Consider the following 16,765-nt stretch of genomic DNA (forward strand, 5'->3'; position numbering starts at 1 on the left):
AGGAAGCGGCGAAATGCTCGCAAGGGGTTTGGCGTGAAGGAATTTCAATACTTGGGCCTGGCGCTGGGTCTGGGGATGATTGTCGGCATGCAGCGCGAGTGGGCGTCAAAATACGCTGGCATCCGGACGTTTCCGCTAATCACGCTGATGGGCACGCTGAGCGCGATGGCCGCCAGCCGGTTCGACGGATGGGTTGTCGCCGCGGCAACGGTTGCCTTGGCGATGCTTATCATCTTTGAAAACTATCTTCGAACCCTGAACGGGAAATCGGAGATGGGCCTTACTACGGACGCCGCGGCGTTTGTGATGTTCTTCGTTGGTGTCATCCTCGCCCTGGACTACATGGCGCCCGCGACGGCCGTGGCCGGCACGGTGGCGCTCGTGCTTCACTGGAAGAAGCCTCTGCACGGGTTTGTGAAACGCATCGGTGAAGAGGACGTTCAGGCGATCATGCGTCTGATCCTCATCGCGCTCGTGATCCTGCCCGTTCTTCCCAATCGGGCCATTGGCCCGTTGGAAGTCATCAATCCCTTCAAGATATGGCTGATGGTCGTTCTCATTGTGGGCATCAGCCTCGGCGCCTACATGGCGTACAAGCTCCTTGGCGCGCGTGTGGGCGTTTTCCTGGGTGGTATTCTCGGCGGCCTCATTTCGAGCACCGCCGCGACCGTGAGCTATGCCCGGAACACCCGGCAGTATCCGTCCGCGGCGCCAGCGGCGGCGCTCGTTATTTTCATGGCCTCGACAGTGGTTTTCGGGAGAGTCATCTTCGAGATTGCCGTTGTCGCTCCCGGAATCCTGGCGGCTACGGCGCCGCCCCTCGTCATCATGATGGCGATGATGGCGGCGGTTAACGGGATTGCCTATCTGTGGACCCGCCCCAACGGTCAGAACCTTTCCCAGGAGAGACCGCCATCAGATATGAAAGCCGCCATTGTGTTTGGATTGCTTTACGGGGTCGTGGCGTTTGCCGTTGCGGCCGGCAAGAACCATTTTGGAACGCGGGGTCTGTATGCCGTTGCGGCATTGTCCGGCCTGACGGAAATGGATGCGATCACCCTCTCTACGGCGCAGCTGGTGGAAAAGGGCGAACTTGCCTCCGATATCGGATGGCGTTTGATCATGGTTGGGGCCATGGCGAACCTCGTGTTCAAGGGAATCGCCGTGGCGGTGCTGAGCAACCGGCGCCTTGCGCTGCGCACGGCGCTGTTCTTTGGCATCGCGCTGGTGATCGGCGCCGTGATCCTTTACGCTTGGCCTTCTCCCGGTGGCGCGGGCGCCGTTGTCTGGCTGACCGGGTAAGCGCCCTTGTCACTCGGGCAGTTCTTCGCCTTCTTCGAGATGCATTTTGAGCGACAGGAAGCTCAGGATGTCTTTCAAGGTGATAATGCCGACCAACTTGTCTCCCTCGACGACGAGCAATCGGCTGTTGCCGCTCTTGCTCATTATTGAGAGTACTTTCATGGGGTCTTCGTCCGGCGCGATGCTGTTCGTCCCGGCGCAGCTCTCCATGATCTCGCCCACGGGCGTCCGGCCCCATTCATCGCGGTCGACGCTGCGGATTCCCCGCGTCGAGACGCATCCCAGAATTCGGTCATTTTCGACGACGGGAAACATCTTGAAGTGGTACTTGTACACATACTCGTCTACGAGTTCTTGAAGCGAGATGTAGCGAGGGACGGTAACGACTTCGGTGCGCATGAAACGGCGAAGGTTCTCGCCTTCAAGCGCGCGGCGGACAAGCAAGTGCCGGTAGGATGATTGGGATGCAGAGCGCATGAACATTCCGATGAGGATCCACCAGAATCCGCCGACGACGTTGCCTGAAAACAGCGAGAAGACGCCAAGGGCGATCAGGGCAATGCCGAAACCGCCGCCCACGCGGGATGCGAAACGCGTAGCCCAGCGCAGATTCCCCCGCCACGCCCACAGCAGCGCACGGAAGACGCGTCCTCCGTCGAGCGGAAACGCCGGCAGCAGGTTGAATGCTGCCAGAATGCCGTTGAGCCAGGCGAGATACGCCAGCACGCCTTGGAGGGGACTGATGCCTTTGCCTGGCGCAAACAGCAGCGCGGCGCCAAACAATGCCAAAGAGAGCGCGATGCTCGTGGCGGGTCCTGCTACAGCCATCAGCAATTCGGCTTTGGCGCTGGCCGGCTCGTCTTCCATATCCGCTACGCCGCCGAATACGAAGAGGGTTATGCTCTTGATCTGCAGCCCGAAATGCCGGGCAACGAGCGAGTGTCCCAATTCGTGCAGAATGATGGACATGAATAAGCCTGCCGCGCCCACCACGGCCATGATCCAGTAGGTTTGAGCCGGCAGGCCCTCGAAGTAATGGGGGAATACTCCCGAGGCCAGGGTCCATGTAACAAGAAGCGCAAGAAGCAGCCAGGTGGCGTCTGCTTCGACCGAAAAACCGAACAGTCGAAATAACTTGAACTTTTGCGTGAACATCTCTTCAGTCTCCGCAGCTTCTCCCCGGGCAACCCTGCCGGGGCGGGCGCCTTTGCCAAGTATCCATTAGTATACAGGGTTTGCGGTGTTGAGAAACCGCCGCGCTCGTAAGACTACCGCCCCCGCCCGTCATGAGCCGTGCCGGGGCGGCGGACTTGCATCGATGGAGAAGCCCCAGGACTGTCTAGAGCAGGGTGGCTTCGAGGTCTATCCGGGCGCCCGCGAGGGCCCTGGAAACTGGGCAGCCCTCTTTTGCTTTGTGGGCGATTTCCGTGAACTGGGACGCGTCGATCTCTGGAATACTGGCCTTCATATCCAACTGGATGTGCGTGATGGCAAACCCGGAATCTGTTTTCTCGATGGTGACTTTTGCGGTCGTGTCGATGCGCTTGGGCGTGAACCCTTCCTCACCGAGGAGTGCCGAGAAAGCCATCGAGAAACACCCGGCATGGGCGGCTGCTATCAGCTCTTCCGGATTGGTGCCGGCCTGCTCCTGAAAGCGGCTTCCGAAGGAATAAGCGCCCTCGAAAACGCCGCTACCCAGTTTCATGGCCCCTTTGCCCTTTTGGAGACTTCCTTCCCAATAAGCTTCTGCTTTTCTTACAGGCATCCCAGTTTCTCCTTTCCATTCTCGTTCTCGTGCCGGGCGCGAACGGACGCCGGCAAGAGCCGCGACAGTATCATTCCCTTTTGTAATGTTCGACGTATCTCCGCAATAGGAACACGTCCGTTCGCCCCGATAATTTCTCATAGGAAACCGGTTATTTCTGTGTAAGCCTAAATGTTGGAAGCACTTGCGACAGATTCTAGGCCGCGGGACGTTGCTGGCGCGGATTGGGGATTGGCCGAATTTCTTTATGGTGTCATTCCATTACTTGTTGTGGACGACCGTCCCGTCGTGCGCCATGGGCATGCCGGCCTCATCGAGAGCGCGAGAGGCCTTGAAGGAAACAAGTAGGGTGCGCGCGCCACGGAGGCAGGACTCTCAATGGCGCTCAGGGGGGACCGTAACCGATTAGTTCGGGGTCGGTTTCCGCGTTGCGGATCTCCGCTTCATCGAGGGCGCCGTCCTTATTGACATCGGTTTTCGCGAACCAGTCCGGGTTCATGTCGGGGAATCCTGTACGGAGTTCGGCCTCATCCACAAGCCCGTCGTTATTCATATCCGCTATCCAAATCATTTGTCGAATGGGGAAGGAGCGGCGCCGTGATGCTTCGAACTTCTCACGCCAAATCGCTGCCTGCTCCGGCGTCAATTGCGCCGCGATGTCCTCACGCAATTGATCGAACAGCGTCTGGATGCGCGGCATCGTCTCACGGCGGTAAGCCATGAACTCTGCATGATGTTTCCGTAGAATTGTGCGGACGGCATCTTCTTTTTCGGGAGGAAGCTTCAGTTCATCGCGCAGATACTCCATGACGGAAACGGGGTCCATTCTCAGGCCGCGGGGCAACCGAAAACCGGCTGAGTGGAAGTAGATGGCGGTGGCGGCGCCGCCAGCGGCGAGGCCGCTTATGAATGCCAGAGTGATCATTATGAACGCGTGCCACCAATAGGCCTTCATTCCACCGGCTCTCCGTGCTTCCTTTTCGAGCATGCCAAGGGCTTCCTACAGGGTAAGCGTTTGCGCCAGGGCGAATAGCGGGGCCAGCGGGTCCGCTGCCTCGGTGGCAAGGTTAATCGCAACGGTGCACATTATTACCGAGGCCGTCACATAGACCGCCGTAAAAACGAGGAGCGGCGCGTCGGAAAACCGCGGCGGGGCTGTGGTCCGTATGCGTTTGAGCACGGCCTCTCTGACATCTCCCTGCGCCGGGTGTTCTTGTCGCGCGCGGCGGGCGATCTCTTCGACGGTTTTGAATGGGACGTTCATGGCGGTCACCTTTTCACCCCGAGGGAGTCAAGTTCCTTCTTTACCCGCGTTCGAGCACGGTGCATGCGTACTCGCGTCAAGGTGTGGCTCCATCCAAGCCGTTTGGCTATTTCGAGGGTATCCAGATCCTCGAAATAATGCAACGTGAGGGCAAGACGGTCCTTTGCCGGAAGACGTTCGAGCAATTGATACAAACACTCCGCTGCCTCGGAAGGGGATGCATTCCGCGGGCTCTCCAACACAGCTTCGAGATTGGGCGTCAACGGTTCCAAATGCTCCCGGTCGCGTTTGCGCTGTTGCCAGTGCCGGTAACCCACTCGGGCTGCAATGCGATGCAACCAATGCTCGAACGGCCCGCGTTCCGCGTACCCCGGCAGGCTTCCGAACATCTCGACAAAAACGTCTTGCACCAGTTCATCCACTGTCTGACGGTCTCGTGAAAACCGCCACATCCATCGAAATACCTCCGCCTGATGCCGTTCGACGAGGCGCATATAGGCCTCTTCGCTGCCGTCAAGCGCAGCGCGGATATCGTCGCGGTCCGTGTCTATCGAAGGCTCCGGCACGCGGGAAACTCCCCTCGGGCAGTTAGCGGCTCCGAACTGGAAACCGGACGCACACTCGGAAGTTACCCATTGCAAACTGCGCTCATTATGAATTGTGTGCGGCACGGCCCAAGTTGTTACAGAAAACGGCTGTCGTCACTAGCGGATACGGACTACACGCATCTTGTCTCCGAAGCGTAACAAACCGGACGCTTAGCTTCACTATACAAGAAACGTTATTGCTATATGCGTACCGCAGGATGTCATTCCGCCGCCAGAATCATCCAGCCCATTCGCAGAATTAGTCAAGAGGCATGCCAGGAGGAAGAGAATGTGCAAGGAAGCAGCACGGTCGGGTCAGCAGAGAGCCATCCATGTGGACCGGTTCTTGACCCGGCCAATCAACGCCGGGCTGTTTTCTCTCGCGTTTGTCTGTGGATGTATCACCTATAATCCTCAATGGACTCCAGAAAACACGCGGCCCCCGGATGTCATTCCCGAATCCCTCGCGAATGTGCCAAAGACGGAAGAGCGGGAACCCGTTCTTCCTGAAACGGCCCCATCCACTGAGCCGGTTCAAGACGAAGGCGCACAGAACGCGCCCTGCTTGACGCTCGATGCCGCGTTGCGTACAGCCTTCAGCCGGAATCGCGAGCTCGAGGTGCGAGAGTACTCCCCCGAGATTATCCGGCAGGCGATCGCGGAGGCTCGCGCGGCTTTCGATCCTACGCTTACCGCGTCAGGGGAATACAGCGACCAGGACCGCCCGTCCCTGGCTTCCGATACCGGCACCCTCAGCGGGGCCGGTTCAGGAATTGACTCGAGCGACAATGCCATTATTCAGCAACTGGCCGACCTGAAAGAGTTTCTGCAAACGGCAGAGACTATTCGGGAGATGATTTATGGGCCTGACGTGGAGGTGCAGACGACGGAGGGGCTTGGTTCTTCCGTGCAACTCGAACAGCCGCTCCCCACGGGCACGACACTGTCGCTTACGGGAGACTACCAGCGCACCGCGCTGATCGGCTCTGAGAAGGATTATACGGGCACCTGGAACATCGCGCTCACCCAGGCGCTGCTTCGCGGTTTTGGACCCGATGTGAACCTGGTGGGATTACGCAAGGCGCGTAACAACGCCGCTATTGGAGATTCGGCGTTTCGCGATTATGCTCTGACCCTTGCCGAGAACGTCGAGAATGGCTATTGGAACCTCGCATTGGCCCAGGAAACGCTCCGGATCCAGCAGTTTTCACTTGAGCTTGCCGAGAAACAGCTCGACCTTAATAAGGCCTACATCGATGTCGGAAAGCTGCCCAAGAGCGATCGCATCTCCGCCGAGGCCGAAGTCGCTGCGCAAAAAGCCGCCCTGATCAGTGCGCAATCCGACTTGTATAACAGCGCCATCGAATTGTGGCAGCTCATGAATCCTGACGGACAGACGCCCGCGGATATACGCCTGACCCCATTGCCGATTCCCGAAATCGAGGAAGTCCAATGGTCATTCGAAACCTCGCTGGCCCTGGCTATGCAGTTCAGGCCGGACCTTGCTCAAGCGAGGCTCGACATGGAAAACGGTTCCCTTGACGTGATCGAGACGAAGAACGGGTTGCTTCCCCGTCTGGATGCCTTTGTCTCTTATGGCACTTACAGCACGGGAACAAGCCCGGGTGCATGGAACGACTATCTGGACGAGGACACTTTCGACCAGGTATCGGTGGGACTGAACTTTGACATGACCCTCGGCAATCGCGGGGAAAAGGCGCGCCACCGCAGCGCTCTTTACCGGGAAGATCAGGCCGCTGCCGCCGTGCGTAACCTCGAACAGGCCGTGGAAACGGATATTCGTAAGGCACTGGTGGAACTCCAACGGCAGCACGAACAGATTATCGCGTCACAACACGAAATGGCCATGCGGGAAGAAGAACTCGCCGTGGAAACCGAGCAATTCCGCTTGGGCCGCTCCACGAACCTGAACGTAATGCAGGTGCGCCGCGATTTCATTCAGGCCAAGGTAGACGAAGCCGCCGCGCGGGTTCACTATTTGCAGGCTGTCACGGCACTCTATGCCCGGGAAGGCACTTTGTTGACACGCCGCGGGGTCGCTCTGGACCTTGAAGAGGAGTACGAGTCATGAAAAAGTGGTTGATAGTCGCGGTGCTGGCGTTGGCAATTGCCGGCGGCGTGTTCGCGATGAAGATGCGGTCGAACGCCGCGGCGGCCTCGGCAAGCGATGTTCCCGAATATACGCAGGCCGCCGTGACCCGAGGCCCGATCCGCGAAGAGGTTTCCTGTTCGGGCTTCGCCGAATCGAATCGCGATATCGAGATCAAATGCAAGGCGAACGGCACGATTGTTGAATTGCCCTATGACATCAGCGACCGGGTGGAAAAAGGCGCTCTGCTGCTCAAGCTGGATCCGGTGGATGAGGAACGCAACGTGAGGCAGGCCGAGGTGCAGCTGGCGACGGCCGAGGCAAAACTGGCGCAAGCCCGTCAGACGCTTGCCGTCGCGGAAATGGACATCGAGAACTCCCGGCAGGAATCGCAGGCGGCGCTCGTGGCCGCCCAGGCTTCGGAGAAAGACCTGCGCGAGAAGGCGAAGCGGATGGCTGTGCTCCTTGAAAAGGAGTATGCCAGTCCCGAAGAAGTTGTGAGCGCCGAGGCCTCCGCGGTAAAGGCTGAAAGCGAGACGCGCCGGGCCCGCGTCGGGCTGGACAAGATCGCTACCGACGAAGCCCGCCTCGAGTTAACCCGCCAGGACATCCGGCTGGCCGATGCGGATGTGGAGAGATACACCATTGCGCTTGAGGAAGCGCGCCAGCGGCTGAGCGAAACACAGGTTTACGCGCCAATTTCGGGAGTCATCTCCGACCGTCTGGTTCAAATCGGGCAGATCATCGCCTCGCCCACAATGAATGTCAGCGGCGGTACGGCTCTGCTTACGCTTTCCGACCTCTCTCAGATCTTTGTGTCGGCATCGGTGGATGAGAGTGATATTGGCAAAGTGGAAGCGGGCCAGGATGCGATTATCATGGTGGACTCCTTCCCGGACGAGCGCCTTCACGGCAAGGTGGTGCGCGTAGCCACCAAGGGCGAGAATGTGTCCAACGTCGTCACATTCGACGTCAAGATCGAGGTTCTCGACGAAGCCAAGAGCAAATTGCTTCCAGAAATGACGGCCGATGTCGAGATTCTGGTTGCCGAGAGTAAAGACGCTTTGCTGGTACCCGCCGAAGCCGTGCGGGGGCGCGGGGGGGAGAAGACGGTCTTGACTCCCGCTCCGACGCCGGGCGCTCCGCCGATTCCCGTGACCGTAAAGATCGGGTTGAGCAATGACAGCCATGTGGAGATTGCGTCGGGCCTGAAAGAAGGGGACGCAATCCTGATTGCCTCAGACACGGCCGGGACGTCATGGCAACGCCAACAGGATTCCGGCGGTCCGCCTCCAATGATGGGCATTGGCCGGGCTTTGAGCGGCAGACGGTAGGAGGGCGCGTGGAAAACGTAATCGAAACAACGGGCTTGGTGAAGACCTTTACACTGGGTGAGACCATCGTGCGCGCTCTTGACGGAGTAACACTATCGATGAGACGCGGGGAGAAGGTGGCGATTACAGGCCCCTCAGGCAGTGGGAAATCCACCCTGATGAACATCTTGGGCTGCCTGGGACAGGCGGATTCCGGGGATTATGTGCTGGCGGGCGAGGCAGTCGCTCGATTGTCTGGCAACCGGCTGGCCGAAATCCGCAACCGTTATATCGGTTTTGTGTTCCAGACCTTCAACCTTCTGCCGCGTATGAGCGCGCTCGAAAACGTGGAACTTCCTTTATTGTACGGTGGCGCGCGCGATGCGCGTGCCAAGGCCCAAAACGCACTCGAGACCGTCGGTCTGGGTGATCGCGTGTACCACGAATCCAACCAGCTTTCCGGCGGGCAACGGCAACGCGTCGCTATTGCCCGCGCGATCGCCACCGACCCCGCGATTCTCCTTGCGGACGAGCCGACGGGCAACTTGGACACGCGCACGGGCCAGGAAATCATGGCGCTCTTTGATGCCCTGCATGCCGAAGGGCGCACGGTCATCATGGTTACGCACGATGCGGGTATTGCGGCTCATTGTCAACGACAGATTCACCTCCGCGACGGCCGGATTGCCGACGCAGCGTCCGGCGCGGCGGCAGAGAACTGAGAATGTTGTTCATAACTACGCTGAAAGTCGCGCTGCGCAGTCTGCTTGCAAACAAGCTGCGCTCCATCCTGTCTATGCTTGGTATCATCATCGGCGTAGGGGCGGTGATAGCCATGCTTGCTGTAGGCAGGGGCGCGCAGAAGCAAGTGCTTTCTCAGGTGACCGCACTGGGGTCCAATCTGATCATGGTAATGCCGGGTCAATTCAGGATGGGCGGTGTGCGCAGTGGTCCGGTTCAGACGCTTCTTCTGGACGACGCCAAATCGATCATGGACGAGGTGTCCGATGTGGTTCTCGCATCTCCGGTGGCCCGCGGGTCGGTGCAGTTCAAGTATTTTGGAGAGAACAAGCAAGCCTCCATCATGGGCGTTGCCACGACCTATCCGGGCATCCGGAATTTCAAACTGGCTGGCGGGCGTATGTTCACCGAAAGTGAAATCGACCGGCGTGCGAAGGTTGCCGTGCTTGGCGCCGACCTCACCACCGACCTCTACGGCGAAGATGCCGACCCCGTGAACACGGAAGTCCGCCTGAACGGTGTGGTCTTCACGGTGGTCGGCGTGCTCGAGCGGAAAGGCGCCCAAGGCCCCTTCAGTTTTGACGACCAGGCTCTGATCCCCTATACGACGGCTATGAACCGGATCCTTGGAACAGATTACATCAACGAGATCGATTTGCAGATTGGCGAGGATTCGGACCAGGAAGCCGTACAAACCAAGGTCGAGAACCTGTTGCGGCGGCGTCACAAACTGCGCAACGACCAGGACAACGATTTTCACGTCGCCAACATGGCCGAAATGGTGGAGGCTGCCCAGTCGGTGACGGGGATATTTACCTTGTTGCTCAGTGCGGTTGCGGCGATCTCGCTCGTGGTTGGCGGTATCGGGATCATGAACATCATGCTCGTGACGGTTACGGAACGCACGCGCGAGATTGGCATACGCAAGGCTATCGGCGCGAAAGACCGGGATATTCTTGTCCAATTTCTGCTCGAGGCGATTGTGATGAGCACCTTGGGCGGATTCATCGGCATCTTTGTTGGGGTGAGCGGCGCAAAGGTGGGCACCCTCGTAAGCGGGTTCCCTACCGTCGTCAGCACGGTCAGTATTGTGTTGGCATTGACGTTTTCCGTAAGCGTGGGCATCTTTTTCGGCTTCTATCCCGCGCGCCGCGCCGCGGCGATGGACCCGATTGAGGCGCTCAGCTACGAGTAACACGGAACACCTGGGGATATTGTGTGTGCGGGGCGGCTGGCGTATGGCGAAAGATGGGGTCCGCCGCCCCAACAACCTGCGGTAAAAAAAACTTGAAAAGTGCGTTTGGCAACCTTAGAATCCCGCGACTTGCGCGGGGCCTTATCCCCGAATTCTGGGCTACGGAGCCGCTCGGACGGGTGTCTGCAAGGTCGCATCATCGTAACGGAGAATCACGTTCAGGAGGAGGGTCTCGTGTCTTACGTAACCGATGTTCTCGAACTTGTGAAGAAGCGCAATCCTGGAGAGCCTGAGTTTCATCAGGCCGTACAGGAAGTTCTCGAGTCGCTTGACCCGGTGCTCACCCGCCATCCGGAATACCAGGAGAACCGGATTCTGGAACGCTTGACGGAACCGGAGCGGGTGATTATGTTTCGTGTGCCGTGGCTGGATGACCGGAACAACGTGCAGATACACCGTGGTTTCCGCATTGAATTCAACAGCGCCATTGGCCCGTACAAAGGCGGTCTGCGCTTCCATCCCACCGTGTATCTGGGCATTCTGAAATTCCTCGCATTCGAGCAAGTCTTCAAGAATTCGCTGACCACGCTCCCGATGGGCGGCGGAAAAGGCGGCTCGGACTTCGATCCCAAGGGCAAGTCGGACCAGGAGGTGATGCGTTTTTGCCAGTCGTTCATGACGGAGCTGCAACGCCACATTGGCCCCGATACCGATGTGCCGGCGGGCGATATTGGTGTTGGCGGGCGCGAGATCGGGTACCTTTTCGGCCAGTACAAGCGTCTCCGGAACGAATTCACGGGAGTTCTGACCGGGAAAGGCCTGAATTGGGGCGGCTCGCTCATTCGGCCGGAGGCCACGGGATACGGCGCGGTCTATTTTGCGCAAAATATGCTCGCAACGACGGGCGAAGACTTGAGCGGCAAGGCATGCACGGTGTCGGGGTCGGGCAACGTTGCCCAGTATACAGTCGAGAAACTCAATCAGCTCGGCGCGAAACCAGTATCGTTAAGTGACTCGAATGGCACCATTTACGACCCCGCTGGGATCTCGGCCGAGAAGTTGGCGTTCGTGATGGAGTTGAAGAATATCCGGCGCGGGCGCATCAAGGACTATACCGACAAGTTCCGCGGGGCGGAGTACCGCGACGGTGTGCGGCCCTGGGACATCAAATGCGATTGCGCGTTCCCGAGTGCGACCCAGAACGAGATCGATGGGAACGATGCCAGGACTTTGGTCAAGAACGGCTGCAAGGTGGTATCGGAGGGGGCAAACATGCCCACGAACCTCGAAGGGACCAAGGTTTTTCTTGAGAAGGGCGTCCTGTTTGGTCCGGGCAAGGCGGCAAATGCGGGCGGCGTGGCGGTTTCTGGACTCGAGATGGCGCAAAACTCTCAGCATACGCGCTGGACGCGAGAAGAAGTTGACGCGCGGCTGCAGGAGATCATGCATGCCGTTCACGACCAGGCTTACCAAGCCGCGGAGGAATACGGCTTCGCGGGGAACTACGTTGTGGGCGCGAACATCGCCGGGTTCGTCAAGGTTGCGGATGCAATGCTCGACCAAGGTGTTGTATAGGATGTTTCGTAAGGCGGGTCGAACCGCCTCAGAGTCAGATGCATTGACGGGCACGAGGGCACCATGAGTTCTCGTGCCCGCGCTTTTCGTTGTTGCGCATCGGGCCCGCTGGCGTGTTTGAGCGGAAACTTAGCTGAATGTGGTAGGCTGGGTTCCTGGAAACGCCGCTTAGCGGGAGATGCCCATGCGCGAAGATTCCCACCGGACACGGTATCACTTCCAGCCGTTGAAGCACTGGATGAACGATCCCAACGGACTTATCCAGTGGCAGGGTGAATACCATCTCTTTTACCAGCACAATCCCGGCGGAGCACTGTGGGGCAACATGCATTGGGGCCATGCGGTCAGCAAGGACCTGTATCATTGGGAACACTTGCCGCTTGCCCTGGCGCCCACTCCCGGAGGTTGCGATGCGATGGGGGTCTTCTCGGGTTGCGCCGTAGACAACAATGGCGAGCCGGTCCTGATGTATACGGGCATCGCCCCCGAGGTCCAGTGCATTGCCAACGGGGACGCGGCCATGCGCAGCTTCGAGAAATTCGCCGGGAACCCGGTAATCGCGCATCCGCCTGAAGGCATGGATGTCACGGGATTTCGAGATCCGTGCGTATGGCGCGAGGAAGACGGCTGGCGCTGCGTCATCGGGTCAGGGATCGCCCGGGAGGGCGGGGCTGCGCTTCTGTACCGGTCGCCCGACCTTCGTGAGTGGGAGTACCTGCATCCTCTGCTGACCGGAAAAGAAGACAAGAGCGGCGCAATGTGGGAATGCCCGAGTTTCTTTCCTCTGGGGGGCAAACATGTTCTGCTCGTCTCGGCGCTGGGCACGGTGCTCTATTTCGTTGGGGCGTATTTGGACGGGCGCCTCGCCGTGGAGCACGCCGGCCGGCTGGATCATGGTCCGGCATATTACGCGGCGCAAACGTTTCAGGATGCGGGAGGGCGGCGGATCGCGTTCGCGTGGCTGCGGGAAAGCCGCAGCGACGCCGCCCAGGAAGCGGCGGGCTGGTCGGGCGTGCAATCGCTTCCGCGCGTGTTGACCCTGGGTTCTGACGGCGTGGTGCTGGCGGAACCTGCCCGCGAGCTGGAGCCGCTCCGCAAAAACGGCGAGCACCGGGAAGGGGTGTTGCTCAAAGTCGGCGACGAGCTTGCGTTGGATGTTGTCACCGGCCGCCAGTTTGAGTTGCACGCCAGGATCGAGGCACGTGAGCGGGGCCGCGCGGGATTTGTGGTGTGCGCCTCGCCCGAGCGGGCCGAGCGAACGCTGGTCTATTACGATTGTGCTGCAAAGGAGCTGTGCATTGACACGCGCGGCTCGAGCCTGAGCGGCGAAGTTGCCACAGGCCTGTACCGGGCGCCGCTTGGAATGTGTCCGGGAGAAACCGTGGACCTGCGAGTCTTCGTGGACGGGTCAGTCGTCGAGGCGTTCTCGGGCGGTCGCGCGTGGGTGACGGCGCGCACCTACCCCGAACGTGAGAACAGTGTGGGCGTATGGGCGTATGCGGAAGAAGCTGAGGGCCGGATGAAAACGCTCGATGCGTGGCCGCTGACGGTGAGCTGAATGGGCTCGATTCGGTCCTGATGCTGCTTCCACGCGGGCAGGCTTGCCTGTTCCGCCCCGCCGGGATGTGCCCGAAGGCACCCTCAAGCTTCGTGTGCGCGCCCGGCTGGCGGAATCGGGTGAATGGACCGAGGCGATCGTCGAAAAGGAACTGCCCATCTCGCAGACAGCCATCCTCATTTGCGATATGTGGGACATGCACTGGTGAGGCGGCGCGGCAGAGCGCGTCGATGCCCTGGCGAAGAAAATGGGGCCCGTGGTACAGGCCGCGCGCGGAAAGAGCTTGCAGACTATTCATGCCCCTTCCGATACGCTGGATTTCTATGCGGATGCGCCGCAGCGCCGCCGGTACAGCCTCCGCTACTGGCGCCCCTCGCTTACACGCGAAGGCTTTCTGGCAGGGCTGCCGCAGGGTCTGGCTCGAACCGCGCCTAAGCTACTCGCGCGTGCCTCTGTAGTAGTCCGCGAGGGCCTTCATGAGTACTTGGCCGGACTCGACGTTTTCCTCCTTGGTGTAGAGGGCGCCGCCGCCTTCGCAGAGGATAGTGGTGATGCCGAACTGCATGTGCGTGCCCTCGGTCCATTGGTTCGCGTTTTCTTCCTTCAGCGGCCATTCCTCGAGGGTGCGAACGACGTCGTTGGCGTCATATTTGTCAAGAAGGTCACGGAACTTGGTCCAGGAGCCGAGCTTGTCTTCGGTCATTTCGGGTCCCGCGATGATACGGGGATCGGTCTTGCCGCCCCAGGTGTGAATGCTCCATGCCGTGACAGGGGGAGTGTTCGAAGCCATAAGGACTTCGAGGTCGCTCTGCACGATGCAGGCCTCGTGGGCCTGCTTCTCGTTATCGGCGCCGGTATGGCGGTAGGTGCGGTTCATGTCGTATCCCTCGGCGTTGACGCGGTACCACCCCTTTGACGGGGCGTCGGGGCTCATCATGGGCACGAAATGGCAGATGGTGCGCTGGCGGAAAGCCGCGGCGGCATCGCTGAGCATCCAGTCGATCATACCGGCCATGCGCCACTGCGAGTTATGTTCTCCGGGATGCTGGTTGGCGAAGTAATGTACCCAGCGTTTTTCGCGGGGCACGCTGCTCGCGGGGTCAGTGATTTCCAGACGGAAAAGATCGCGCCCCTCGATGGATTTGCCAAGTATATGGACTTTTACGAAGGGGCTCTTCCCCCAGTTTGCGACGAGTTCGGAGAGTTTTTCGTACGACATGGGCACCTGGTGGCCCACATACACGACGTCCTGTTCGAATACGGGGAAGATGAGTGTGTCGCGCTGCTTGTCAACCTTAGGGCCGTTCTGCCAGTGGACGGGATGCCATGTCTCGTTGTCGTACGAATACGAAAAGGCATATTCATTGAAGTAGTAGTCGGGCCCGCCGTCGAACACGACATCGAGACGGAGATTATTGCCCTTTGCGTTGCGCAGGATGGTGAACTGCGGGCGGTTGTTCCAGTCAGGGTGGCCGGGCGCGGCACCAAGGGAGACTTTGAAGTGGTTTTCCGCCACCCGTTCGATGGTGGCTCCCTGTGAGCCCAGGGGCCCCTCGAACGTGAAGTCCTCGACCGAAAGCGTTGCCGCGTGGGCCGCTCCCGCTTTCATCGTGGCTGCTACGAGGATGCCTGCGCAAATGACGCGTGTCATCTTGAAACCTTTCCGTAAGATGTTGCGGTATGGCTGCGAAAATGGGCCGCAAGAGCCCTCGAGTCCCTTCCTATACGCGTTTTGGCGAAGCCAGTCAAGGAGACCCGGAACGGCTTAAGGTATTCAGAGGGTGCAGGGGAGTGACTCCGGCGAGTGTCAATGGACGAGAGGAAAGAGGCGAGGGTGGCGCGCTCATTGGCATGGCGTTTGTTGTGCCGGTACAATGGCGGGGCATGGGGGCCGGATTGGCGCAAGAGAGGAAAGTTCCATCGCTGATGGGGAGTATCTGATATGTCGAAGGGCACCGATGTTCGATGCAGGGGCGCTGCGCTGTATTTTCTGCCCGTGGAGACGCGGGTCCCGCTGAAGTTCGGGAGAGAGACCCTGACCCATGTCACGTGTGCGCGGGTTCGGGTGCGCGTCGAGAATGCGGAGGGAAAGTGCGCGGAAGGCTGGGGCGAAACGCCATTGAGCGTCACGTGGGTCTGGCCCAGCAGCCTCTCCTACGAAGAGCGCGAGAATGCGCTTAAGGAAATGTGCCGCCGGCTCACAACGGCTTGGGCGGGTTTCGAGGTGATGGGGCATCCCATGGAAATCGGGCACGCGTTCCTGGAGACGCGGTTGCGGGAAATCCTTGGTGAGTTGAACAGCGGGCGGCAGGGCAGGGACCCCATGCCGTGGCTGGCGGCACTGGTGTGCTGCTCGGCCTTTGATGTCGCCCTGCATGATGCTTACGGGATTCTAAACCGGACGCCCATTTATGAAACCTACAACCGGGGCTATATGAACCGTGACCTCTCCCATTTCCTGGCGCCGGCAGAAGGATGCGAAGTCTCGTTTAGAGATAAGTACCCGGCGGATTTCTTCAGTCTGCCGCGGCCCGATACGCTGCCCGCGTGGCACCTGGTGGGGGGGGTGGATCCCCTCGATGAAAGCGAATTGACCGGCAAGGAACCCGACGACGGGTATCCGGTGCTTCTGACGGATTGGATCGAACGGGATGGACTGAACTGTCTGAAAGTAAAACTTCGCGGCAACAACGCGGCCTGGGACTACGACCGGCTGGTTAAAGTCGGCGGAATTGCAGTACGGAACGACGTGGACTGGCTGACGGCCGACTTCAATTGCACGGTAACCGACCCGGACTACGTGAACGGCATCCTGGACCGGCTGATGCGGGAATATCCTCGCATCTACGGGAAGATCCTGTACGTCGAACAGCCGTTTCCGTACGACCTGGAGGAGAACCGCATCGACGTGCACAGCGTGTCGGCCCGAAAACCGCTGTTTATGGACGAAAGCGCCCACGACTGGCGGCTGGTGCGCCTGGGGCGGGGTCTGGGGTGGACCGGCGTGGCGCTCAAGACGTGCAAGACCCAGACGGGGGCGCTGTTGAGTCTGTGCTGGGCCAAAGCCCACGGCATGACTTTGATGGTGCAGGACCTGACGAACCCCATGCTTGCGCAGGTCTCTCACGTGCTTCTGGCAGCGCATGCGGGAACGATCATGGGGGTCGAGACCAACAGCATGCAGTTCTATCCGGAGGCGTCTCTTCCCGAGCAGCACGTGCATCCCGGATTGTACCGGCGCCGCGGTGGATGCTTGGACTTGTCGACGGTGTCGGGTCCCGGATTCGGGTATCGGGTGGGCGAAATCAAACGAACCCTGCCGAAACAGGAGATCGTGGCAGGAGCGTAAGGCTTG

At 59.6% G+C, this 16,765-nt stretch carries 15 protein-coding genes; 9 read left to right on the forward strand and 6 right to left on the reverse strand.

What is annotated here, in order from left to right; translation table 11 throughout:
- Positions 1-33: 33 nt before the first annotated feature.
- On the forward strand, positions 34-1,302 hold the full coding sequence (locus PLJ71_08890; GenBank protein ID HQM48792.1) for an MgtC/SapB family protein: 1,269 nt from the start codon (positions 34-36) through the stop codon (positions 1,300-1,302).
- Positions 1,303-1,311: 9 nt separating this feature from the next.
- Here the strand turns inward: PLJ71_08890 and PLJ71_08895 are convergent, their stop codons facing one another.
- The 5 genes from PLJ71_08895 to PLJ71_08915 form a co-directional block, all read right to left on the reverse strand.
- Positions 1,312-2,457 (reverse strand): site-2 protease family protein, encoded by a 1,146-nt coding sequence (locus PLJ71_08895; protein ID HQM48793.1) that lies wholly within the window; start codon positions 2,455-2,457, stop codon positions 1,312-1,314.
- 184 nt (positions 2,458-2,641) lie between these two features.
- Positions 2,642-3,067 (reverse strand): OsmC family protein, encoded by a 426-nt coding sequence (locus PLJ71_08900; GenBank protein ID HQM48794.1) that lies wholly within the window; start codon positions 3,065-3,067, stop codon positions 2,642-2,644.
- Positions 3,068-3,452: 385 nt separating this feature from the next.
- Positions 3,453-4,055, reverse strand: a complete 603-nt coding sequence (locus tag PLJ71_08905) for a hypothetical protein (protein ID HQM48795.1) — start codon at positions 4,053-4,055, stop codon at positions 3,453-3,455.
- Between the two features lie 12 nt (positions 4,056-4,067).
- Positions 4,068-4,331, reverse strand: coding sequence for a hypothetical protein (locus PLJ71_08910; GenBank protein ID HQM48796.1), 264 nt, complete (start codon positions 4,329-4,331; stop codon positions 4,068-4,070).
- Between the two features lie 5 nt (positions 4,332-4,336).
- Positions 4,337-4,897 (reverse strand): RNA polymerase sigma factor, encoded by a 561-nt coding sequence (locus tag PLJ71_08915; GenBank protein ID HQM48797.1) that lies wholly within the window; start codon positions 4,895-4,897, stop codon positions 4,337-4,339.
- A 310-nt stretch (positions 4,898-5,207) separates the two neighbouring features.
- On the opposite strand from PLJ71_08915, the gene PLJ71_08920 reads away from it, so the two are divergent.
- The 7 genes from PLJ71_08920 (at position 5,208) to PLJ71_08950 (ending at position 13,618) form a co-directional block, all read left to right on the forward strand.
- A complete protein-coding gene (locus tag PLJ71_08920) occupies positions 5,208-7,010 on the forward strand; it encodes a TolC family protein (GenBank protein ID HQM48798.1) in 1,803 nt (600 codons plus the stop codon).
- The gene (locus PLJ71_08925) at positions 7,007-8,362 is read left to right on the forward strand and encodes an efflux RND transporter periplasmic adaptor subunit (GenBank protein ID HQM48799.1); all 1,356 of its coding nucleotides are present in this window, start codon (positions 7,007-7,009) and stop codon (positions 8,360-8,362) included. The genes PLJ71_08920 and PLJ71_08925 overlap by 4 nt, the downstream gene beginning before the upstream one ends.
- 8 nt (positions 8,363-8,370) lie before the next feature.
- Complete coding sequence (locus PLJ71_08930) at positions 8,371-9,063, forward strand: ABC transporter ATP-binding protein (GenBank protein ID HQM48800.1); 693 nt, start codon at positions 8,371-8,373, stop codon at positions 9,061-9,063.
- Between the two features lie 2 nt (positions 9,064-9,065).
- On the forward strand, positions 9,066-10,277 hold the full coding sequence (locus PLJ71_08935; protein ID HQM48801.1) for an ABC transporter permease: 1,212 nt from the start codon (positions 9,066-9,068) through the stop codon (positions 10,275-10,277).
- A 234-nt stretch (positions 10,278-10,511) separates the two neighbouring features.
- Entirely contained in the window at positions 10,512-11,852 is a 1,341-nt protein-coding gene (gdhA, locus tag PLJ71_08940) for an NADP-specific glutamate dehydrogenase (protein ID HQM48802.1), read from the forward strand.
- A 184-nt stretch (positions 11,853-12,036) separates the two neighbouring features.
- Positions 12,037-13,410: a glycoside hydrolase family 32 protein gene (locus PLJ71_08945; GenBank protein HQM48803.1), complete on the forward strand. Its 1,374-nt coding sequence runs from the start codon at positions 12,037-12,039 to the stop codon at positions 13,408-13,410.
- 43 nt (positions 13,411-13,453) lie between these two features.
- A complete protein-coding gene (locus tag PLJ71_08950) occupies positions 13,454-13,618 on the forward strand; it encodes a hypothetical protein (GenBank protein ID HQM48804.1) in 165 nt (54 codons plus the stop codon).
- Between the two features lie 228 nt (positions 13,619-13,846).
- Here the strand turns inward: PLJ71_08950 and PLJ71_08955 are convergent, their stop codons facing one another.
- Positions 13,847-15,061 (reverse strand): M14 family zinc carboxypeptidase, encoded by a 1,215-nt coding sequence (locus PLJ71_08955; protein ID HQM48805.1) that lies wholly within the window; start codon positions 15,059-15,061, stop codon positions 13,847-13,849.
- Positions 15,062-15,352: 291 nt separating this feature from the next.
- On the opposite strand from PLJ71_08955, the gene PLJ71_08960 reads away from it, so the two are divergent.
- Entirely contained in the window at positions 15,353-16,759 is a 1,407-nt protein-coding gene (locus PLJ71_08960; protein ID HQM48806.1) for a hypothetical protein, read from the forward strand.
- Positions 16,760-16,765 lie beyond the last annotated feature (6 nt).

It is taken from the genome of Candidatus Hydrogenedentota bacterium, assembly GCA_035416745.1.
Lineage (GTDB): Bacteria > Hydrogenedentota > Hydrogenedentia > Hydrogenedentales > SLHB01 > UBA2224.